The sequence below is a fragment of the Leclercia sp. 1548 genome (assembly GCF_050435045.1).
Taxonomy (GTDB): Bacteria; Pseudomonadota; Gammaproteobacteria; order Enterobacterales; family Enterobacteriaceae; genus Enterobacter; species Enterobacter adecarboxylatus.
Window position 1 is genome coordinate 23,260 of record NZ_JBNDJP010000004.1, and the last position, 19,682, is coordinate 42,941.

At 41.7% G+C, this 19,682-nt stretch carries 21 protein-coding genes, 1 other RNA gene and 3 pseudogenes; 8 read left to right on the forward strand and 17 right to left on the reverse strand.

The window, feature by feature from the left end:
• Window positions 1-83 precede the first annotated feature (83 nt).
• Together recN and bamE are read left to right on the forward strand one after the other, a co-directional pair.
• Window positions 84-1,745 carry a DNA repair protein RecN gene (gene recN, locus ABIE02_RS12750; RefSeq protein ID WP_032613276.1) on the forward strand — a complete coding sequence of 554 codons (1,662 nt, stop codon included), beginning with the start codon at window positions 84-86 and terminating at the stop codon, window positions 1,743-1,745.
• A gap of 151 nt (window positions 1,746-1,896) precedes the next feature.
• On the forward strand, window positions 1,897-2,238 hold the full coding sequence (gene bamE, locus ABIE02_RS12755; protein ID WP_032613277.1) for an outer membrane protein assembly factor BamE: 342 nt from the start codon (window positions 1,897-1,899) through the stop codon (window positions 2,236-2,238).
• Window positions 2,239-2,334: 96 nt separating this feature from the next.
• Here the strand turns inward: bamE and ABIE02_RS12760 are convergent, their stop codons facing one another.
• Together ABIE02_RS12760 and ABIE02_RS12765 are read right to left on the reverse strand one after the other, a co-directional pair.
• Window positions 2,335-2,622: an RnfH family protein gene (locus ABIE02_RS12760; protein WP_032613278.1), complete on the reverse strand. Its 288-nt coding sequence runs from the start codon at window positions 2,620-2,622 to the stop codon at window positions 2,335-2,337.
• Window positions 2,612-3,049: a type II toxin-antitoxin system RatA family toxin gene (locus tag ABIE02_RS12765; protein WP_032613279.1), complete on the reverse strand. Its 438-nt coding sequence runs from the start codon at window positions 3,047-3,049 to the stop codon at window positions 2,612-2,614. Before ABIE02_RS12765 ends, ABIE02_RS12760 begins: the two co-directional genes overlap by 11 nt.
• Window positions 3,050-3,205: 156 nt before the next feature.
• Between ABIE02_RS12765 and smpB the strand changes: the two genes are divergently transcribed.
• The 3 genes from smpB (at window position 3,206) to ABIE02_RS12780 (ending at window position 5,537) form a co-directional block, all read left to right on the forward strand.
• Window positions 3,206-3,688, forward strand: coding sequence for an SsrA-binding protein SmpB (gene smpB / locus ABIE02_RS12770; protein ID WP_014071418.1), 483 nt, complete (start codon window positions 3,206-3,208; stop codon window positions 3,686-3,688).
• Between the two features lie 90 nt (window positions 3,689-3,778).
• Window positions 3,779-4,142: a transfer-messenger RNA gene (gene ssrA / locus ABIE02_RS12775) on the forward strand.
• Window positions 4,143-4,307: 165 nt separating this feature from the next.
• Window positions 4,308-5,537, forward strand: a complete 1,230-nt coding sequence (locus ABIE02_RS12780; protein WP_336995201.1) for an integrase domain-containing protein — start codon at window positions 4,308-4,310, stop codon at window positions 5,535-5,537.
• 52 nt (window positions 5,538-5,589) lie between these two features.
• Here the strand turns inward: ABIE02_RS12780 and ABIE02_RS12785 are convergent, their stop codons facing one another.
• A complete protein-coding gene (locus tag ABIE02_RS12785) occupies window positions 5,590-6,675 on the reverse strand; it encodes a hypothetical protein (RefSeq protein WP_336995200.1) in 1,086 nt (361 codons plus the stop codon).
• Window positions 6,672-6,935: a helix-turn-helix domain-containing protein gene (locus tag ABIE02_RS12790; RefSeq protein ID WP_242388338.1), complete on the reverse strand. Its 264-nt coding sequence runs from the start codon at window positions 6,933-6,935 to the stop codon at window positions 6,672-6,674. The genes ABIE02_RS12785 and ABIE02_RS12790 overlap by 4 nt, the downstream gene beginning before the upstream one ends.
• 62 nt (window positions 6,936-6,997) lie before the next feature.
• On the opposite strand from ABIE02_RS12790, the gene ABIE02_RS12795 reads away from it, so the two are divergent.
• Window positions 6,998-8,086 (forward strand): DNA cytosine methyltransferase, encoded by a 1,089-nt coding sequence (locus ABIE02_RS12795; RefSeq protein WP_336995199.1) that lies wholly within the window; start codon window positions 6,998-7,000, stop codon window positions 8,084-8,086.
• 40 nt (window positions 8,087-8,126) lie between these two features.
• On the opposite strand, the gene ABIE02_RS12800 is transcribed toward ABIE02_RS12795, so the two are convergent.
• The 8 genes from ABIE02_RS12800 to ABIE02_RS12835 all read right to left on the reverse strand — a co-directional run bounded on the left by ABIE02_RS12800 (window position 8,127) and on the right by ABIE02_RS12835 (window position 13,370).
• A complete protein-coding gene (locus ABIE02_RS12800) occupies window positions 8,127-9,605 on the reverse strand; it encodes a relaxase/mobilization nuclease domain-containing protein (protein WP_336995198.1) in 1,479 nt (492 codons plus the stop codon).
• Complete coding sequence (locus ABIE02_RS12805; RefSeq protein ID WP_336995197.1) at window positions 9,602-9,976, reverse strand: plasmid mobilization protein; 375 nt, start codon at window positions 9,974-9,976, stop codon at window positions 9,602-9,604. Before ABIE02_RS12805 ends, ABIE02_RS12800 begins: the two co-directional genes overlap by 4 nt.
• Window position 9,977: 1 nt before the next feature.
• Window positions 9,978-10,229, reverse strand: a complete 252-nt coding sequence (locus tag ABIE02_RS12810) for a hypothetical protein (RefSeq protein ID WP_336995196.1) — start codon at window positions 10,227-10,229, stop codon at window positions 9,978-9,980.
• Window positions 10,226-10,402: a hypothetical protein gene (locus ABIE02_RS12815; protein ID WP_429211283.1), complete on the reverse strand. Its 177-nt coding sequence runs from the start codon at window positions 10,400-10,402 to the stop codon at window positions 10,226-10,228. The genes ABIE02_RS12810 and ABIE02_RS12815 overlap by 4 nt, the downstream gene beginning before the upstream one ends.
• The gene (locus ABIE02_RS12820; RefSeq protein WP_336995194.1) at window positions 10,399-10,791 is read right to left on the reverse strand and encodes a hypothetical protein; all 393 of its coding nucleotides are present in this window, start codon (window positions 10,789-10,791) and stop codon (window positions 10,399-10,401) included. Before ABIE02_RS12820 ends, ABIE02_RS12815 begins: the two co-directional genes overlap by 4 nt.
• 511 nt (window positions 10,792-11,302) lie before the next feature.
• Entirely contained in the window at window positions 11,303-11,578 is a 276-nt protein-coding gene (locus ABIE02_RS12825) for a hypothetical protein (RefSeq protein WP_336995193.1), read from the reverse strand.
• Between the two features lie 3 nt (window positions 11,579-11,581).
• Window positions 11,582-11,869: a hypothetical protein gene (locus ABIE02_RS12830; protein WP_336995192.1), complete on the reverse strand. Its 288-nt coding sequence runs from the start codon at window positions 11,867-11,869 to the stop codon at window positions 11,582-11,584.
• Between the two features lie 1,297 nt (window positions 11,870-13,166).
• Window positions 13,167-13,370: a helix-turn-helix transcriptional regulator gene (locus ABIE02_RS12835; RefSeq protein WP_255091224.1), complete on the reverse strand. Its 204-nt coding sequence runs from the start codon at window positions 13,368-13,370 to the stop codon at window positions 13,167-13,169.
• A gap of 720 nt (window positions 13,371-14,090) precedes the next feature.
• Between ABIE02_RS12835 and ABIE02_RS12840 the strand changes: the two genes are divergently transcribed.
• The gene (locus ABIE02_RS12840) at window positions 14,091-14,960 is read left to right on the forward strand and encodes an HNH endonuclease (protein WP_148569472.1); all 870 of its coding nucleotides are present in this window, start codon (window positions 14,091-14,093) and stop codon (window positions 14,958-14,960) included.
• Between the two features lie 115 nt (window positions 14,961-15,075).
• Here the strand turns inward: ABIE02_RS12840 and ABIE02_RS12845 are convergent.
• Window positions 15,076-15,289 (reverse strand): annotated as a pseudogene (locus ABIE02_RS12845) (ogr/Delta-like zinc finger family protein).
• 52 nt (window positions 15,290-15,341) lie between these two features.
• Window positions 15,342-15,625, reverse strand: a pseudogene (locus ABIE02_RS12850) (phage late control D family protein); the annotation flags it as partial.
• Window positions 15,626-15,903: 278 nt separating this feature from the next.
• Between ABIE02_RS12850 and ABIE02_RS12855 the strand changes: the two are divergent.
• Window positions 15,904-16,230 (forward strand): annotated as a pseudogene (locus ABIE02_RS12855) (tyrosine-type recombinase/integrase); the annotation flags it as partial.
• 9 nt (window positions 16,231-16,239) lie between these two features.
• Here the strand turns inward: ABIE02_RS12855 and ABIE02_RS12860 are convergent.
• From ABIE02_RS12860 to ABIE02_RS12870, 3 genes are all read right to left on the reverse strand, one after another.
• Window positions 16,240-17,982, reverse strand: coding sequence for an anti-phage dCTP deaminase (locus tag ABIE02_RS12860; RefSeq protein WP_148569474.1), 1,743 nt, complete (start codon window positions 17,980-17,982; stop codon window positions 16,240-16,242).
• Window positions 17,983-18,327: 345 nt separating this feature from the next.
• Window positions 18,328-18,618: a putative quinol monooxygenase gene (locus ABIE02_RS12865; protein ID WP_262659068.1), complete on the reverse strand. Its 291-nt coding sequence runs from the start codon at window positions 18,616-18,618 to the stop codon at window positions 18,328-18,330.
• A 16-nt stretch (window positions 18,619-18,634) separates the two neighbouring features.
• Window positions 18,635-19,636 carry a zinc-binding alcohol dehydrogenase family protein gene (locus tag ABIE02_RS12870; protein WP_144839668.1) on the reverse strand — a complete coding sequence of 334 codons (1,002 nt, stop codon included), beginning with the start codon at window positions 19,634-19,636 and terminating at the stop codon, window positions 18,635-18,637.
• Between the last annotated feature and the right edge of the window lie 46 nt (window positions 19,637-19,682).

The following is a 19,682-nucleotide window of genomic DNA, read 5'->3' on the forward strand; positions in this document are numbered from 1 at the left end:
TAGCATCCAGCACTTTACTGGATAAAAAACCAGTTTATACTGTACACAAACACAGTTATGGTTTTTCATACAGGAAAACGTTTATGCTGGCACAACTGACCATCAGCAACTTCGCCATCGTTCGTGAGCTAGAAATTGATTTCAACAGCGGAATGACCGCTATCACCGGGGAAACCGGTGCCGGTAAATCCATTGCGATTGATGCGCTCGGGCTGTGCCTTGGCGGTCGTGCCGACGGCGATATGGTTCGCGCTGGCGCCAGCCGCGCCGATCTCTGCGCCCGTTTCTCCCTTAAAGATACCCCTGCCGCCCTGCGCTGGCTTGAACAGAACCAGCTCGAAGATGGTCGTGAGTGCTTACTTCGCCGCGTGCTCAACAGCGACGGTCGCTCTCGTGGCTTCATCAACGGTACTGCGGTGCCTCTGTCCCAACTACGTGAACTGGGTCAGCTGTTAATCCAGATCCACGGGCAGCACGCCCATCAGCAATTAATCAAGCCCGATCAGCAGAAGTCCTTACTCGACGGTTATGCCGGTGAGTCTGACCTTATGCAACTGATGGCGGCGCACTATCGTCAGTGGCATCAAAGCTGCCGTGAGCTGGCGCTGCACCAACAGCAGAGCCAGGAGCGCGCGGCCCGCGCCGAACTGCTGGCCTATCAACTGAAAGAGTTGAACGAATTTAGCCCGCAGCCGGGCGAATTTGAACAGATCGACGAAGAGTACAAGCGCCTCGCCAACAGCGGGCAACTGCTCTCCACCGGCCAGCAGGCGCTGACCTTACTGGCCGACGGCGAAGAGGTAAACCTGCAAAGCCAGCTCTATTCCGTGCGTCAGTTGGTGACTGAACTGGCGGGAATGGACAGCAAAGTGTCCGGCATGCTGGATATGCTGGAAGAGGCGGCCATTCAAATCTCCGAAGCCAGTGACGAGCTGCGCCACTACTGCGAGCGTCTTGATCTCGATCCGAACCGTCTGTTTGAGCTGGAACAGCGTATTTCGCGCCAAATTTCCCTGGCGCGTAAGCACCACGTTTCGCCGGAAGAGCTGCCGAACTTCCATCAGTCCCTGCTGGACGAGCAAAATCAGCTCGACGATCAAGCCGACTCGCTGGAAACCCTTTCTCTGGCCGTCAGCGTGCATCATCAGCAGGCTATCGAAACCGCTACGCAGCTACACAATGTTCGTCAGCGTTACGCTCAGGAACTCAGTCAGCACATCACAGAGAGCATGCATCTCCTGTCAATGCCGCACGGCGTTTTCACCATTGATGTGAAGTTTGAAGCCAACCACCTCACGGCTGAAGGTGCAGATCGCATTGAATTCCGCGTGACTACCAACCCGGGCCAGCCGCTACAGGCTATCTCCCGCGTTGCGTCCGGCGGTGAGCTGTCGCGTATCGCCCTGGCGATTCAGGTGATCACGGCGAAGAAAATGGAAACCCCGGCGCTGATCTTCGATGAAGTGGATGTGGGTATCAGCGGCCCGACCGCGGCGGTAGTAGGTAAACTGCTGCGCCAGCTTGGCGAGTCCACCCAGGTGATGTGTGTGACCCACCTGCCGCAGGTTGCCGGTTGCGGCCACCATCATTTCTTTGTCAGCAAAGAAACCGACGGCGAGATGACCGAAACACACATGCAGCCGCTGGACAAACGTGCTCGTCTGCAGGAACTGGCCCGTCTGCTGGGTGGCAGCGAAGTCACCCGCAACACGCTGGCGAATGCGAAAGAACTGCTGGCTGCCTAAACTTTTTCGGTATCTCAGGGTCATACAGAACAATAAAAACGCCGACAGACCTGCCGCCAGAGGTTTTAATGTGGTGAAAGGTCTATTATCATCGGCATATTACATATGAGCCGTCGCGTATTGCCCGGGCCGGAAAAGGAATCAAATCACTATGCGCTGTAAAACGCTGACCGCTGCCGCAGCGGTTCTTCTGATGTTGACCGCAGGCTGCTCCACTCTGGAAAAAGTGGTTTACCGTCCTGACATCAACCAGGGGAACTATCTTGCTCCTAACGATGTGTCTAAAATTCGTGTTGGTATGACGCAGCAGCAGGTTGCCTATGCCCTGGGCACGCCGATGATGTCCGATCCGTTTGGCACCAATACCTGGTTCTACGTGTTCCGCCAGAAGCCAGGCCATGAGGACGTTTCCCAGCAGACCCTGACGCTGACCTTCAACAGCAGCGGCGTTCTGACGAACATCGATAACAAACCGGCGCTCACCAAAGAGTAAGGTTTCAGAAATACAAAAAGGTGCTCAATGAGCACCTTTTTTGTTTCTCTCGCTGCCTGTAAACCCGGTGAAAACAGTGTCACCCTGAAAGCCACCTTATTTAGCAGACTTCTCCGCACGCTGGCGACGCAGCTCTTTCGGGTCGGCAATCAGTGGGCGATAGATCTCCACCCGGTCGCCATCCTTCACGTTATCGGCCAGTTTGACCGGACGGCTATAAATTCCAACTTTGTTTTTCGCCAGATCGATATCGCTACGCAGCGTCAGCAGGCCAGAGGCGCGGATCGCCTCTTCAACGGTGGCGCCCTCTTCCAGAGTTACGCGTTGCAAATACTGTTTTTCTGGCAGCGCGTAGGCCACTTCCACCACGATGTTAGCTGGCACTGTAGACCTCTTTGGCGCGCAACGTGAACGCCTGGACCATATTCGCCGCCAGTTCTTTAAACACGCGGCCAAACGCCAGTTCAATCAGGGCGTTGGTAAACTCGAAATCGAGATGAAACTCGATCCGGCAGGCGTCGGCACTGAGCGGAACGAACTTCCACCCGCCCATCAATTTTTTGAAGGGGCCATCCACCAGATGCATCAGAATGCTCTGGTTATCGGTCAGCGTGTTGCGGGTCGTGAATGTTTTGCTGATCCCGGCTTTGGAAACATCCACCGCCGCCGTCATTTGCGTCGGGCCTGAGTCCAGCACGCGGCTCCCGGTACATCCCGGGATAAACTGCGGATATGACTGAACGTCATTCACTAACTGGTACATCTGTTCCACACTGTAAGGGACAAGCGCAGTACGACTAATCTGAGGCATAACATTTTTCCTGATCAAACAACCAACAAATAATAACATTTATCACCTGTTAAAAAAACGCTGAGCCTCATCTCGTGCTAATATAGCGCGTTAGACCTCACAGGACGCAATGAGGTGACTTTTTGACATCAGATTACCTACGGCTTCACGACACTTATGACGAAGAAAAAAGCACATAAACCTGGCTCGGCAACCATTGCGCTCAACAAGCGTGCCCGCCACGAGTATTTCATTGAAGAAGAATTCGAAGCTGGCCTGGCGTTACAGGGCTGGGAAGTTAAATCGCTGCGTGCGGGTAAAGCCAACATCGGTGATAGCTACGTGATCTTCAAAGACGGCGAAGCCTTTTTGTTTGGCGCGAACTTTACGCCACTGACGGTCGCCTCTTCACACTACGTTTGCGATCCTACCCGCACCCGTAAGCTGCTGTTGAACAAGCGTGAGCTGGATTCCCTGTTCGGGCGCATCAACCGCGAAGGTTATACCGTGCTCGCCCTGTCGCTGTACTGGAAGAACGCCTGGTGCAAAGTGAAAATCGGCGTGGCAAAAGGTAAGAAACAGCACGACAAACGTAACGACGCCAAAGACCGTGAATGGCAGGTCGATAAAGCGCGCATCATGAAGCACGCAGGCCGTTAATTTCCGTGCACTTATTGAGCGATTCAATAAGTTAGCGTTCCGGGGTGGTATCCCGGCTACGAGTTCTGGTATACTTGCTGTAACACTATTGGGGCTGATTCTGGATTCGACGGGATTTGCGAAACCCAAGGTGCATGCCGAGGGGCGGTTTGCCTCGTAAAAAGCCGCAAAAAAATAGTCGCAAACGACGAAAACTACGCTTTAGCAGCTTAATAACCTGCTAAGAGCCCTCTCTCCCTAGCTTCCGCTCTTAAGACGGGGATCAAAGAGAGGTCAAACCCAAAAGAGATCGCATGGATGTCCTGCCTGGGGCTGAAGTGTTAAATCTAATCAGGCTAGTTCGTTAGTGGCGTGTCTGTCCGCAGCTGGCGTGCGAATGTAAAGACTGACTAAGCATGTAGTACCGAGGATGTAGAAATTTCGGACGCGGGTTCAACTCCCGCCAGCTCCACCACTTTTTAGTTGTTTGAAGTATACTGAAGTCTACCAAGCCCGCACGGAACCAGCCTTGCGGGCTTTTTTACGTCTATAGAAGTCTACTGAAATTTGCTAGAAGCTATCAGCTATGGCACCCTTTTTGGGACCCAACGCAAAGGGTCCCAAAATCGAGGGTCCTAAAATGGCAAAGATCGCTAAGAAACTTACTGACACTGAAATCAAAAATACCAAGCCTGCAGAAAAGGAGATCAACCTTTTTGATGGTGACGGCCTGATGCTACGAATCGCCCCTCTCTCTGTAGGAGGCAAGAAAAACTGGTATTTCAGGTATGCAGTGCCAGTAACCAAAAAGCGAACCAAGATGAGCTTAGGAACCTACCCTCATCTCACACTTGCCAAGGCACGGGTTTTACGTGATGAATACCTGTCATTGCTTGCAAACGGTATTGATCCGCAGATTCATAACAACGATAAAGCCAATGCCCTTAAGGATGCCACTGAGCACACGCTACAAGCGGTTGCTAGGAAATGGTTAGATGAAAAGGTTAAGACCTCTGGTATCTCTCCAGACCACGCAGAAGACATCTGGCGGAGCCTTGAACGAAATATTTTCCCCGGTTTAGGCAACGTTCCTATCAAAGATATCCGTCCGAAGCTCTTAAAACAACACCTTGACCCTATAGAACAACGAGGCGTATTGGAAACCCTCCGCCGTATCATTTCACGTCTAAATGAAATTTTCCGTTGGGCTGCGACAGAAGAACTTATTGAATTTAATCCTGCTGACAATCTCGGTCAGCGATTCAGTAAACCCAAGAAACAAAATATGCCTGCTTTACCACCGGATGATTTACCCCGGTTCTTGATTGCTCTATCTAACGCTTCTATACGGCTTGAAACTCGTCTTCTAATTGAGTGGCAATTACTTACGTGGGTTCGTCCGGGAGAAGCTGTCCGTGCTCGTTGGAATGATATAGACGAAGAGCATCGATTCTGGAACATCCCCGGTGAGTTTATGAAGATGAAGCGCCCTCACAAGATTCCGCTAAGTAAAGAGGCTATGCGCATCCTTGAGTTAATCAGACCAATCAGTGGTCATAGAGAGTGGGTTTTCCCAAGTATCAAAGCCCCGCTTAACCACATGCATGAGCAAACCGCTAATGCTGCGATCATCCGTATGGGATTCGGTGGGGAGCTGGTCGCCCACGGAATGCGTTCTATAGCAAGAACGGCTGCTGAAGAAAGTGGTAGATTTAGAACGGAAGTGCTTGAATCAGCCTTAGCTCATACTAAAAACAACGAAATCATAGCTGCCTACAATCGTTCCGAGTATCTTGCTGAAAGAACAGAACTGATGCAGTGGTGGGGAGACTGTATTCAAGCCCACAAGCGAAAGTCTATCATTTCTTAACAATAGCAAGCCAAATAAAAAAGAGCAGAATTTCTGCTCTTTATGAATAGTATCAATTGCCGAAGATTTCATTCCATCCATTTTTAGTCTTAACGGGCCTTAAATATGAGCCAACAAATGCTTCTATTTCGGACAGAAGAAGTTCAATTTGGACGGTAGATAATAAAGCTACAGTGCTTTTTATAAACTCTGATATATCCACAAAATTAAATGATTTATTTTTGTACGTTAGAACACCTTCTTGATACCCGTTCAAAGTATTTATATCATCCGGTAGTCGGCATATGAATATAATGGGTTTCTCCATAGAGTCTGTATTAGCAAGGGACTGAATACTATCGTCCAATCTTTTGTAATCGATTTTTTTAACAGTTATTTCGTAGAGATTTAATATTGCGCCTTCTTTTTCGAGCCATATATCAGCAGGCTTTTTCGATGTGGTATTAGTTCCAAAAACACTTTCATCTCCGCCAATAACATTAATAGATGACTGGCTATATAGGGAGGATAATATTTTCGAAATAACAAACTGCGGTATAGTTCCAGACTCAGGATAATTAAGGGTAAAGCTAATTAACTTTGAAGCAACGATCTGATTTGAAAGGAAAGTTTCATTAAGAGTGTGAATAACTACTGAACCACACTCTTGTGAATAAGATAACAAACGGAAAAAGAAATAATTGACAATTTTTTGCCGAATAGCATCATCACCTTCACTGCTAATGATTCTTAATAAATCAACTGCAGCCATCGCGGTTTGCTGAGGCCTTCTCCCCATAGCCCAATTCCCATCTAAAACATTAATATTTTTTGCTACATTTAATGGGTCTGATTTTCCACAAGGTATTTTCATTTCCTGAAACGCGTAAAATATTCCATTTTCAAAGATAGATCGCGGATTACATTGGTAGAAATTATTCAAATAATCATAGTTATTATCAAGAAACTTGCCTGTTAAAGCCGTAGCAACAACCCCTCTGAATCCCATAGCCTTAACATAAATTAAATCCTGAGTGATAGATTTAAGCCTTTGGAAATTCGGTAAATCTTCAAAATCACTTTCGTTAAGTTGAGCTACAGTTGATAGTTGATCTAAAATAAACTGTTTAGCTCTATCATTTCTTGTTTGAACATTCATTTTTTATCCATAACGAAAAAATTGATTATTATTTCACGGAGTTTTTTATTTTCAGATATTCTATAAACTTCCAACATTTTCTTCAGTTCTAAAACGTCTAAGCGGCGCTCTTTATGCTCCACTTTAGATATATCAGCTTGAGTAAGATTAAGGGCGTTCGCTACCTCCAATTGAGATAGACCAAGGCGCTTACGCTCTTCAGCAAGTCTGTCTATTAACTCGCTATAAACCGGGCTGTGAATAGTTTTTTTTGTATTCATAATCAAGAAATTATGCTATAAAGAACAAAATATTCGAAATTCACATATTTTGAAGAGGTTTTATGAAGGCAGTATCTCTCTTTTGTGGTGCGGGTGGTATGGATGTTGGCGTCCAAAACGCAGGTTTTGAAATTGTAGCGGCTAATGAACTAGATCCCTACGCTTGTAAAACCTATAGAGAAAACCATAAAGAAACACTACTATATGAAGGAGATATTGAAAAAAATCTTGATGCTATAGGCACACATAAAGGTGTCGATTTAGTAGTCGGAGGGCCACCGTGCCAAGGGTTTTCTGTTGCTGGCAGAATGGATCCGAATGATCCTCGCTCAAAACTCGTGTTCTCATATTGCGACGTCATTGAACGAATAATGCCTAAAGCATTTATAATGGAAAATGTCAAAGCCTTAGGAGCATTAGAAAAATTCAAGGGGATTAGAGAAGAGATATTTAGAAGAATGTCAGCATTAGGATATACACTTTCAATGGTAATCCTTAACGCAAAAGATTTTGGTGTCCCTCAATCCAGAGAACGTGTTTTTATTATAGGTATATTTGGTAAAAATAAACAAATAACAGACACTGACTTCGAGCACAAAAAAGAGAAAGCCATATCTTTACGTGAGGCTATAAAGCATCTTGGCCCCGCAGGCAGTGAAAAAAACTCAAGAATTACCAAGGCGAAAATCACTCTTGCTGAAAAACCTGTGCTGAGAAAGTCTCCATATGCTGGTATGCTTTTTAATGGTCAGGGCAGACCTCTAAATCCTGATGCATGGTCAAGCACACTGCCTGCAAGTATGGGTGGAAACAGAACGCCCATAATTGATGAAGGGCATTTATATGACGATATGCCAAGCTGGGTTGAAGAACATCACAAGGCTTTAATGGAAGGTACAAAAAAGGCGGAATATGGAGATGCTCCTAAGAGATTAAGAAGATTGACGATTGATGAAGCAATCATACTACAAACATTCCCAGATGATTATATTTTCGTCGGTCCTCAATCAAAAGTATTCAGCCAAATAGGCAATGCGGTACCTTGTAAATTAGCTCAAGTCGTTGCTGAAGTAGTCAAAAGCAAACTATCCAAAAAAACAAACCATCAAAAAAATGATAGTACGCATCAACTACCCTTAGAGATTATATAGCTTAGAGGTGATAATATATAAAAGAGGCCTCGCGCCTCTTTTATTTTATCTTTAACGTTCTATGTTTCAAATTTTGATCATCATCTTTCTGTATTGATTTTAATATTTCACTTTTAACTCTAGCTTCCAATTTTGATTTAAATCTATTTTCATTTTCAGCTAAATAAGATGGCTTTTTCTTTTTTTCTTCTTTAACTATTTTTTCTTTATTCTTTGGCTGAATAACTGGCTTTTTAATACCCAAACGTTCTCTTATTTCTTCGATTTTAGTTGCTCTACTATTGAAACTGCTACGGCCTTTGAGTCTAAATTGATTGGTGGCTGTTGTTGCTGTTTCTGCATGATCAAGTATCCTACTGATAGAACTGCTATCAGATTTATCACGCCACATATTGAAGCCACTTTGATTATAAGGCTTGATTGATTCTTTATTGAGTTGTTTTTTAACTCTGTTGAGTATTTGTGCAGCTTTTTGTGTTGATCTTCTAACTTTTGTGCTTGTTGGTCTATTATATTTTTCGCTGAATTTAAAGCTGTTGTTGTTTTGTCTAATGAGTTGTTCACTCTTGTTAATGTTTGTTGTGTCTGATTTAATGCCGTGCTGACTGATTCCGACAATATCATCATCGACTCTGACAAGGGTTCTATCGTCATTGATATTTGGTTCAATAGGTGATCGTCCAATACTATTTGGTTCATCATCTTTTCTTGCTGAGAAGCTCCTAACGAGTTCATCATCTCTATCTTTGTCATATTTCACCTTCGTTTTAATAGTGTTCCAACTAAACTTTTTACCCAACTGTGAGCCTTTGAAATAAATATTTTTTTCATTATTTTTGATACCAAACGACACCCCGGCGACGTTGCCAGTGCTTGCAACGTTAAAGGCCGGCTCGATGCCGACAGCCTGCAGACGTTCCAAGAACGTAGACAAATTAGGCTTACCGACTAAAGCCGCTTGTAGTGCGTTTTGTAGCACGATACGAGCTGGTTTCTCACCTGTTCTCAATGCCATCTCGATCTCTGCTTTGGTTGGTGCTGATACGTCCGATTTCTGACCTTTCAAGCCATCCGTGATGGTTAAGCCGTGCTTTATCTCAAGCCGTTCACAAGCTGATATTGTATTAAATGCTGAGTGCTGACCAAGCCATACCGAACCATCTAAACCAACTCTATTTGCTACTATATGGATATGTTCTTTATCTGTATCGTTATGACGCACACAAATATATTGATGTTTATCTATATCGATATTCATTTCTTTCAAATAATCTTTTGCTATCTCTTCCCATTTTTCATCAGTTAGCTTTTCATCTTTTGGTACAGATAAAAAAGCGTGAAAGACTGGTTTTTTTATATCCTGTCTAAAACTGCTTACGGTTTTAAACTCATCAGTTAAATCACTAACATTAATTTTATCTGCTGACATATTGCTACAAATAAAACTGTGATCATCTTTTAATATGTAATCAACTCTATTTTTAAATGACTTGCCAGTCTTAGCTACGTTTCCTTTCATATATATCCAAGATCCTTATTTATCTCTATTATCCTTCTGCTGGTTTGCTTTATATTAAAATTAAGCTTATCAACTTCATCTTTATCAAAATACTCATTGCTATTTAGTTTTTTAACTGCTTGGTTTATATTGTTTCCAATGGCTGAAAGTTGCATATATGTTTTTTGATTTACTTCCGGCATTTTTCTTTTTATCACTGGCTCAGCGTTTAAAATCTCTTTTCTAATGTAATGACCTCGCTCTAAACCAGAAGCATCAACAAGCTCTTTTAAATATTCAAGCTCTTCTTTATTTACTCTAAACTGTATAGATATATCTCTGCGTTTGTCGTGAGTTAAATCTATGCGACCTCTTTTTCTATCTGTATCCATATTATAATCCTGTGTGCATATAATCTATTATAGATTTTATATAGTCTTCATCATTTTCATCGATCAATGTTTGTAATAACTCATCAGCTTTTATATGTGTTGTCATATAGCTGTAAGCAACATAATAACAAAAACTACGCTCATCATCATTTATTTCACTAAATGGTATATCTCTAACTTGCTCTATGTAATAAAAGAAACGTGCTAATATTTCTGCTTTTACATTAAAATCAATCTTACTTATATCAATCATCTTCTTTTACTTCTCTTGTATTTAAGCAACTCTTTTTTATCTATTATACTTTTAACATCTGATATTGTTTGTTTTGCTTCACTTGATGAGTTTGTTTTTGCTGTACAGCTTCTAATCATAAAACCACCTAACGTAATACAAAGTATTACCAGCAGAATAATAAAAAACATCATAATATTTCTCCTCCATCTTTATTGAACAAATCAGAATAAATGAAATTAATTTCAGCGTATTGTTCTTTAGTATCGGTATTACATATAAAATCATATATCCTCTTGACTATTCCTTGCTCTACAAAATAATCAGTATATACATCAAAAAGACTATCTATATTAACATCTAACTCTACGTTTGCTTGTATGTAAAAAAAGCATCTTTGATATAAAATACTAGTTAATGCATTAATGGCTTTTTGATTATCATTATCGTAAATATATCTTAAATCAAAATACATCTTTAATGCTTTTTTATATTGTGCATCACTTAAATTAAAAGCATCACTTTCTAATAAGTAATCTTTATCTGAATATACAGCCAACCTACTTTCAAAATCTTTATGCATATTAAATGCTCCTATATAGTTATAATATCCAATGTAAAACTACCGGGTTTTACCGCCTCCCCTTTGATAGGGGGAATAGGCGAAAGGGTAGATCTTTTTCAACCCTACGAGCAAAGCGAGATAGGGCAATCCGAAGGATTGGGTAAATAGCGGATACGCTATTACACCTTGCCTCAGTTTCCGAAAAGCTAAAAATAAAGCTGAACTCAACCTATATTTAAATAAATAACCGATCTAAAAAGTTTGTCAATATAGCGGCTACATAAATAAATACCCTGCATAAAAAATAAAATGCAAATAAAAGATAGGCTAAATAATATATTGTCTTTCTGGTAGCTGTGCATGAAATTTGCAGCAAGGTCAAATCGTCAAGTAATAGATCGAGGGGTCCCGCTGATGGCTTTTATATCAGTGGGTTCCGATTTATTACTTGACGACACTCGGTAAGAAATAAACTTTTTATGGGTGATGGTTCACGTAGTGGAGCATCACCCTGAAAGACAAAAATGGCTTACATTCTTCTTCTGAATATAATGTTGTCTGAGAAAATAGCTTTGCCGGCGATAAAACCGACAATAGCGATTATAGGAAGACTAATAACGGCCCCCGCCATACCTGCAGACATTCCGATCAGGCCGGAAAGACCAAAAGCTAAAACAATGACCACGAATGCATACCATTGCGGATAGGTACCATATAATACTGAGGCTTGGCATCCTGTGCAGACGTGAACGCCTTTCTGGCTTTCTTTTAGACAGTAGGGACATTGAATAGTATTGTTGTCCATTTTCTAATCCTTCTTAAAAACCGCACCTTGGTAAACGACACCGTCTTTGACTTTTTCGATTTTAAAAGTCCAAGAGCCGAGATCTTTGTTATGCGTTCTTGCAATATAAATGGGTTTCTTACTTTCATCCCAGCTTTTAACGGTAAAAACCCCATCACGGAACTTAATAACGTCTTTCTGAATATCAAGCCTGACACCGTATTGAGGGCTAACGTAGTTGCCATAGATACTGTCATCGCCACAACCAGACAAAATGGCAGCTAGAACTGTTACTAACATAAGCTTGTGCATAACTTTTTCCTCACTAATGACACAGATCTACGCTTGATCTGTAAACAACTTAGAATTCAATTATTTTCACCCCCAGTCATATCGTTTGTACCGATCGAAAAAACGAACCATGATAGCTTTTAACTATCAAAAAAAAGATAACTGATCGCTAACACCAATTGATAACGATCGATTGGGCGTACTTTGATTGATGAAATCTATCAATATGCAAATATTGATCTTTAATAACGATCTAATATCGTTAAGGATATGGATCTTGAACGGACATCAAGGGGGATATTTGGCTCGAGGGATATGTTGTACCTTTTACTTTATCTGGCTTCTCCCTATAACTTCTTTAATTATAGATTTATTTTATATTTTATTAGTGCCATTAAACACAGGGCACCTTGAGTGTAAATAAAATTAGCCTTAAGGGGAGTTGTATACTGCCTTGCGTTCGCCCCCGAAAAGGGACTTCACCCAAGGCTTTGCCTCCTGAAGTTTCCAACGTATTTGTTGGAAATCTATCAGGATTGGCGAAAACCAAGATGAAAAATATGACTTCACCCAAGTTGATCTGGCTTTAAGCTCTACATCGTTTCCAATGTAGGACACCCTACGACACCCCCAGATTCGTTCATGCAGATTAGTGTATTGTTATCCCCTATTTATGCTGTAAACAAAGGTAGGGCTTTCTCATAGCTATTCCATATACAACTTCACTTATCTGTTTAGAACTTCGCTTCGGGTTGGTATTACGTCGCTTCCCCTTCTATACCTACAACCAACAAACATACGGACATCTCTTATTAACGACTCGCGCTCAATTGCTCCACATATGCAGACCTGATACAAAGGTTTATAATTTGATTGCTTTCGAGGACATAAAAGATTCTGGAAGTGGTATTTAAAAGACTTGTAAAAAGCTTGGATTAGATTTGACAAATATGAAAAGATTATTTAATACTCTATTATATTTGTAATCACGTTATACCTCTAACTGATTACAAGGCTAAAAAAAGTCAGCGAAAACTTTTTTAGTCCTCAAAAAGTCAGATTTAATATCTGGCTTTTTTTGTATCTTCTTTTTATATCTCTCAATATATTACCTGTCAAGAATAAACCAATGATTTTTTCATCATTATATTCGTTTAGATAAAAAATAAAAAAGGCCAGATAAAAATCTGGCCTTTTATTTTAAATAAATAATACCTTTCATATATAGCCTTAAAACGCTCTGTATGCGATTTTGAGACATTTCACACTAGAAGCTGTGTGTCATATAAGTAATAATAAATAGTATGAGATATTTATTTTAAGCAGCTTGATTACGTGAATAAAGAATCTTTTCATCAATCCACTGGTCGACTTCGCTTTCGATGAATGCAATAGAACGCGGACCAGTTTTAATAGGTGATGGAAAACTCTTGTCTTTGATCATTCGATAAATCCAAGCCTTACTAAATCCGGTTCTTTGCAGCACTTCAGGTAAACGGATAAATCTTTTTCTTTCTGCCATACATTTCTCCATTGTTGTTTTGATGGATGTAGTATCTTCAGATCGCTTATGACGATCAACTCCTAAAAAGCAAGAATTGATTAAAGATTGGTGTTTTTTCAGACAGATTTGTAGGAGGCAGCTGTAAAAGCAGGTCAGCACTGGCATAGAACTATTTTTGCAAAAAGTGCCATTTTTCTTCTACATTCATTTTTTTCTAATAATATCCTATTTATCAAATAGTTATATTGTTTGTGATTAAATTCTGTACTTCAACGCTTACCAGTTTCGTCAAAAATGAGAAAAGGCTTGGTTGCAGGTAAATGGTTTGCATCTTGCATATGGTAGATAGACTCGAGATCAGCACGGCTATGCTTTGTGAGTTCAACTCCTCAGCGTTGCACTCTCTAAGATTTTAGCCCCAGAAAAAGGAGAAGCTATTCTCGCATTACTTTTAGGTTCCTTTATTGAACCCCAAACGAAAGAAACAAACAAAAAAACATTTTAAATCATATAAATAAAAAACAAAACACAGGGACGCCAGCCCACCAAATAAAAAAAGGGGTTACGTGAAAACGTAACCTCTTTTTCTTTAGAAATGGCGACAGGTCATAAGCCAACCATCAGTTCTTTGGGTGTTCGCACATCTTATGAAAATTCTTAATCATTGGAAGCCCTGATGCAAAGTAGGTAAGAAAATAATTCCGTAACTTCGGGATCTGACTGCCATGAGGAGGTAAGATGTTTTTCCACAGCAAAGAGCAGGTCTTAGAACATTTCCATAGCCGTTTTAATAATAATGAGTTCACTTGCATAATCAAATTTCATGAGATTTTTGGTAAGTATTCTTATGCTATAGAGCCTAATTCTACAAAATTTGCACAGCAGGATAGCCAAGTTAACAATCCCTCGTACTTAAAACAACCCTCTTCGAAACGTAATAAATCAATAATAGGTACACTATCCACCTCAAGTAAACCTGCATTGGAGGCTGGCCTATTTATTGATAATGCATCATCAAAGTCTAAAAATAAATCAGTAAAAAGTAGTATAGAAGTAGAAGATGAGCAGTTGTCAGACGAAGCTATTAGGGCTGTGGTTGCAAGTAAAGCGAAACGTATAAAGCCGGTACCATATATTCGTGAGGATTTTAGTTCGACCTCAACATTAAACATAAATCAAAACGATTCAGAACGACCGCGTTGTATTTATTGCGGTGATTATAATTCAGGTATTGTGCGAGATCATGTAGTTTCTGTTGCATGGCGAGGAGGCAAGAGACACTATGATCGCCGCCATACTGTGCCTTCTTGCCCCCAGTGCAATAATCTGCTGGGAGATAAGCCATTACATAACATTGCGGATCGTGCAGCGTTTCTTGTTGGTGCGATTGAGCGTCACGAGCGTCGATTTTTGAATACGGCAGACAGGACTGCGGAGGAATTGGCAGAGCTAGATCATTTCTTAGCAATTACGCTAAAAAGTGCAATGTACGAAAAGGCAATGGCTTTACAACGTATCGAATATGCTAAGCAAGTTTCTGCAGGATATTATGATTATGCAACCATTAAGTATTTGATAAAACAAGGAAAAGAAATCCCAGAAGAATAATTGGCAGAATCAATTTATACTCATGATTATTAATCTTGGATATAAATGAGCCTTGATTATTGTTTATTACTATTTAAAGTAAAAAATTCAAACACGCCAGTGGCGGGCTTATTCACTAGATAAGTTGCTGTTTAGTTCCTTTTGGGTATGAAGGTGCATAGCTGATTTTTTTGCAGACGGCATGCTGAACTAACAAATATTTGATGCTTAACGAAGGCATGACCGCATTCAACGTTAGTACATTGGTTATAACGTTCCTTAGTTTCGCCAGACACCTGAAAACTGCTGCGAGTATGTGCTGCTAGTCCGCACAATGGGCAGTTCATCATTATAGTTTTCCCCCTTACCTTTGCTTGAATCGCGATAATGGCACAATATTATTCAAAATGAGAACAAATTACCCATTTCGAGATCATCTATTTTCACTTCAAACGCAAGGCTGATAACAAAGCCTTTATCTGGGATGATGGTGTGTATTAATGTCGTTATGGTCCACTTCGCATCGTCTATTGGCAATTTAAAGCCGATGACCTTTACCAGAATTTCCGTATAGAGATCCGCCCTGCCTACTTTAAGCTGCAGCGAGAATGAAGCCACTCCGTGCTGAAGCCGTTCCCATTGCATTTTGCAGCTTGTTTAGTTTTAGCCCTGTTTGCATAGGTCCGCTTTGGTTAACGATGTGGCAAGGGGATAAAAATGACAATAATTCGCAGGACCATATTTTTGATTATTGAACTCAGCACACATTAAATCGCTATCGGACATAGAAGCATCAGAAATCTACAAGGCCACATTGGATAGCGACTCTCTGATAGAGCACGGTTAAATAATACTGGACAAAAACTTGATACCTCACAATATGAACAATCCGTTTCTTATCCATACTACTAATGGCTCGTATCCGTCCAGTCCATCAGTTATCAAAATAGCGGATCTACTATACCAAACCAAAGGCAATAAAAACCGAACTGTACCGATATCGCAGGAGCTAAATGACGAACGCCCCAAAAATAGGGGGAAACTATTCACGCCATGCAGAAAAGCTTTTGAGCGCGCAGTAATGTGGGCCAGTATAGACTTGCCAGCGGGACAATGCACTAATGTGCTACACCATACTTTCGCTAGTCATTTTATGATGAACGGTGGAAACATACTTATTTTGAGAGATATTTTGGGTCATTCTGACATCAAGATGACCATGGTATATTCACACTTTTCACCAGATCATCTTGAAGACGCAGTTTATAAAAATCTGCTTAACTTTCTATAAAATACAGAGTTACATTAATAAATAATCCAATTCATCTTTCATAGGAATAATTTGTTCATATAATCGATGATAGGATTTACCAATTGCCCCCCTAAATTGAATTAACATAGGTGGCTTATTACCTATGTTAATAATATGCTCTTGTGCAATACCAGGATAAGGATCAATGAAAATTATTTCAGCAACCTCTAATTGATATGCTTTTTTTGCACAAAGTTCACAAGGACTTGCTGTAGTATATAACTTACCACCTTGCACACCAACGCCACCATATTTAGCCAGTTGTAAAAAGGCATTTTCTTCAGCATGTAAAGCTCTAGTATGGACCTGATTCCCTTTTTTATCATCATCTAAACTATTATGAATATCCTTGAAGCAATATGACAAATTCCGTCCTTTGAAAATTTCCGAACTTGATTCAATCGATCTAAATTTTATTAAATTACCTTTAGCTTTCTTTCTAAAAAGAGCATCATTTCGCTCATATGAGCTATATACTTTCGAATCAAAATCATTGATCAACCCATCGAGTGATCTCATTGAACATGGTATCTGCCCTTTGGCCACATCATTCCAACCAACTGATTTAATAGAATTATCGTTATCTGTAACAACGGCACCGACCTGCCTTGATATACATCCAGAGTTTAATTTAACGGTATATGCAACCTGCATAACGCGCTCCATCGCTGTTGGAGTGATCAATCCCGGATGTTTCATTAGTGCGATGTACCATGCAAGTTGTGCTTTCAGTATATTATTGTTATCAAACTCATTCTTAGGATTAAAAAGATGAATATCCGAAATTTCTATGCACTTGGTTACATTAGGATTCGTTAAATGTTTATATTGATTGTCTTTATCTCCTTTACCTGACTCAATATCATCAATATGTTTAATGCGCTCAGATGAAAATTTATGTAACTTCTGTAAATATTTTTTCCTATGCTCATCCGGGGCATTAATTGATACCAGATGGAATGCAGCATATCTATCTTTAAAGAACTTAGCTTCATATGGATTACGAATAGCATCAATAACTACTAATGCCTTACCATTTTGGCTTTTTCTAATTAGCTTAATGACCCTATTAATAGTTTCAGGCAAATGAAATACAGATTTTGGAATAAATTCCTCTGCATCAAAATCTGTTTTTATTTCACCAAGCCGTCTAATTGATTTTCCAGCGGCCTGATAAGTTGATACATAAAGCCCTGTGTTTATTTCATTAAGCTCTTTTTTGAATTTATTGGTGAAAAACCTAACCAAATGCAATGTTTTTCTTATGTTTGTTACATCTAGATTATCGAGATCTAATTCTTGACTATGATCGATAAGTTCTTTTAAGATCTCCGTTCCTTTTTTTCTAAGTTGTGTTTTCGAAAACGATCCTTCATTAAGTATCTCGTTCAATTTAACTTCATCAATGCTATCTTTAGTTGAGGACCTGATGAAGCGTGAAAGTTCTGTATGTGACAATGCTAATAAATAAACTGATAGCAAGTCACTAACTTTGATTGAGTAAAATGCCTCCCAATGACTCTCAGTGAAATCCTTGACTATCTTATATCTCTGTAAATCTAAATTATTGTAAAAATCAGTTAATTTATCCACATCAGGAAATACTGTCTCGTTACTTTCTAAAATAGTTGCTGCTGTAGTACAACCAGAACCAGTTCTCCCAGTTAAGCCAACTAGAATGAACTGCCCATTTTCTAAAAAAAGTTCACTTACAAATTTCTGCGTTTTCATATATCCCCACATCGAAAAATAAAGAAATTTTTTATTTTTGCATCACTTCCAGTATAAATTATCGTAGGTAGATATTCTATTGCATCAATAAAAATGGCGACAGACGTGTAAAAAGGCATAACACTTGCTAATATCACTTAACACTAAGACAACTTTAATATTTATAACCTATTGAATTCCAACTATTAATAAAAGGATGTAGAAATTTTGGACGCTCGTTCAACTCTCGCCAGCTCCACCAAAATTCTTTGTAGATGGTCACCAGAACCTGATATGAAGCCCTGAAAGCCCGCATAGCGGGCTTTTTTGTATCAGCAATTCAGTCCGTAAACTTTGACAAAACAATTACGGCTCTACCGGCGTTAAATAATCCAGCCGCAACGGCTCCGCCAGCAGCTCCTCCATCTGCGGAATAAAGGCCTGAAAATGAGGCAGCGCGATGTGTGCCTCCAGCGCCTCCTGGCCTCGCCAGGCTTCCCGGACGTAAAAACAGTCCGGTGTGTCGCGCAGCTGGAACAGCTGATACTCAACGTTGCCAGGCTCCTGGCGAGTCGGTATTAACAGCGCCTGCAGGGCCACCTTCAGCGCGTCACGCTTGCCGGGTTTCGCCTTCAACACTGCAATAATCGAGATGATGTCAGAAGCGCCCATCTCAGAACCCCTCCAGTACAATCTTCCCGACCGCGCGTCCGGTTTCGATCTGCGCATGGGCTTTCTGCACATTCTCCGCCGTAATCGCCCCGTAATGCTCACCCAGCGTGGTGGTGATCACCTGCTCATCAATCAGCGCGGCAACGCGGGTCAGAAGCTGATGCTGGGCGATCATATCCCGGGTTTCAAACATTGAGCGGGTGAACATAAACTCCCAGTGCAGGGAGATGCTCTTCGCCTTCAGCGGACGGGCATCCAGCGTCTCGGGATCGTCAATCAGCGCCAGTTTGCCCTGCGGCGCGAGAGCCTTAACAATCTCCGCATAGTGCGCTGCGGTGTGGTTCAGGCTGGCGACGTGGGTCACCTCTTTGATCCCTAGCGCGGCCAGCTCTTCCGACAATGGCTTGCTGTGGTCGATGACATAATGCGCCCCCGCCTCCCGCACCCACTGCTGGCTTTCCGGGCGCGATGCCGTGCCAATAACGGTCATTTTCGTCAGCTTACGCGCCAGTTGAACCAGAATCGATCCCACCCCGCCCGCAGCACCCACGATCAGCAGCGTATCCCCTTCGTTGCCCTGCTCCTGAACACCCAGGCGATCGAACAACATTTCCCAGGCGGTGATCGCCGTTAACGGCATCGCGGCGGCTGCGGCGTTATCCAGCGTTTTCGGCTTAAGCGCCACAATGCGCTCATCCACCAGCTGATATTCACTGTTGCTGCCCGCTCGTCCCAGCGCCCCGGCATACCAGACTTCATCTCCCGGCGCGAAAAGTGTTACCGCTTCACCCACCGCGGTAACCACGCCGACCGCATCCCAGCCGAGAACGCGCGGCGTCTCCCCGGTAAACCCGGCGCGGATCTTGGTGTCCACGGGGTTGACGGAGATGGCTTTCACTTCAATCAGCAGATCGTGCCCTGTCGCCGTCGGCTGCGGCAGCTCAATCTCGTGCAAAAACTCGATGTTATCTGGTGCTGAACGGGTAATGGCAATGGCTTTCATAATGTCTCCGGCGTTTTATCCACTGTGTCGCAATAAAGTGATGGTA

Excerpts from the sequence above, each read along its gene's own strand:
- recN (WP_032613276.1), top strand. The coding sequence starts at position 84 with ATGCTGGCACAACTGACCATCAGCAACTTCGCCATCGTTCGTGAGCTA.
- bamE (WP_032613277.1), top strand. The coding sequence starts at position 1,897 with ATGCGCTGTAAAACGCTGACCGCTGCCGCAGCGGTTCTTCTGATGTTG.
- ABIE02_RS12765 (WP_032613279.1), bottom strand. The coding sequence starts at position 3,049 with ATGCCTCAGATTAGTCGTACTGCGCTTGTCCCTTACAGTGTGGAACAG.
- smpB (WP_014071418.1), top strand. The coding sequence starts at position 3,206 with ATGACGAAGAAAAAAGCACATAAACCTGGCTCGGCAACCATTGCGCTC.
- ABIE02_RS12780 (WP_336995201.1), top strand. The coding sequence starts at position 4,308 with ATGGCAAAGATCGCTAAGAAACTTACTGACACTGAAATCAAAAATACC.
- ABIE02_RS12785 (WP_336995200.1), bottom strand. The coding sequence starts at position 6,675 with ATGAATGTTCAAACAAGAAATGATAGAGCTAAACAGTTTATTTTAGAT.
- ABIE02_RS12790 (WP_242388338.1), bottom strand. The coding sequence starts at position 6,935 with ATGAATACAAAAAAAACTATTCACAGCCCGGTTTATAGCGAGTTAATA.
- ABIE02_RS12795 (WP_336995199.1), top strand. The coding sequence starts at position 6,998 with ATGAAGGCAGTATCTCTCTTTTGTGGTGCGGGTGGTATGGATGTTGGC.
- ABIE02_RS12800 (WP_336995198.1), bottom strand. The coding sequence starts at position 9,605 with ATGAAAGGAAACGTAGCTAAGACTGGCAAGTCATTTAAAAATAGAGTT.
- ABIE02_RS12805 (WP_336995197.1), bottom strand. The coding sequence starts at position 9,976 with ATGGATACAGATAGAAAAAGAGGTCGCATAGATTTAACTCACGACAAA.
- ABIE02_RS12810 (WP_336995196.1), bottom strand. The coding sequence starts at position 10,229 with ATGATTGATATAAGTAAGATTGATTTTAATGTAAAAGCAGAAATATTA.
- ABIE02_RS12815 (WP_429211283.1), bottom strand. The coding sequence starts at position 10,402 with ATGATGTTTTTTATTATTCTGCTGGTAATACTTTGTATTACGTTAGGT.
- ABIE02_RS12820 (WP_336995194.1), bottom strand. The coding sequence starts at position 10,791 with ATGCATAAAGATTTTGAAAGTAGGTTGGCTGTATATTCAGATAAAGAT.
- ABIE02_RS12825 (WP_336995193.1), bottom strand. The coding sequence starts at position 11,578 with ATGGACAACAATACTATTCAATGTCCCTACTGTCTAAAAGAAAGCCAG.
- ABIE02_RS12830 (WP_336995192.1), bottom strand. The coding sequence starts at position 11,869 with ATGCACAAGCTTATGTTAGTAACAGTTCTAGCTGCCATTTTGTCTGGT.
- ABIE02_RS12835 (WP_255091224.1), bottom strand. The coding sequence starts at position 13,370 with ATGGCAGAAAGAAAAAGATTTATCCGTTTACCTGAAGTGCTGCAAAGA.
- ABIE02_RS12840 (WP_148569472.1), top strand. The coding sequence starts at position 14,091 with ATGTTTTTCCACAGCAAAGAGCAGGTCTTAGAACATTTCCATAGCCGT.
- ABIE02_RS12860 (WP_148569474.1), bottom strand. The coding sequence starts at position 17,982 with ATGAAAACGCAGAAATTTGTAAGTGAACTTTTTTTAGAAAATGGGCAG.
- ABIE02_RS12870 (WP_144839668.1), bottom strand. The coding sequence starts at position 19,636 with ATGAAAGCCATTGCCATTACCCGTTCAGCACCAGATAACATCGAGTTT.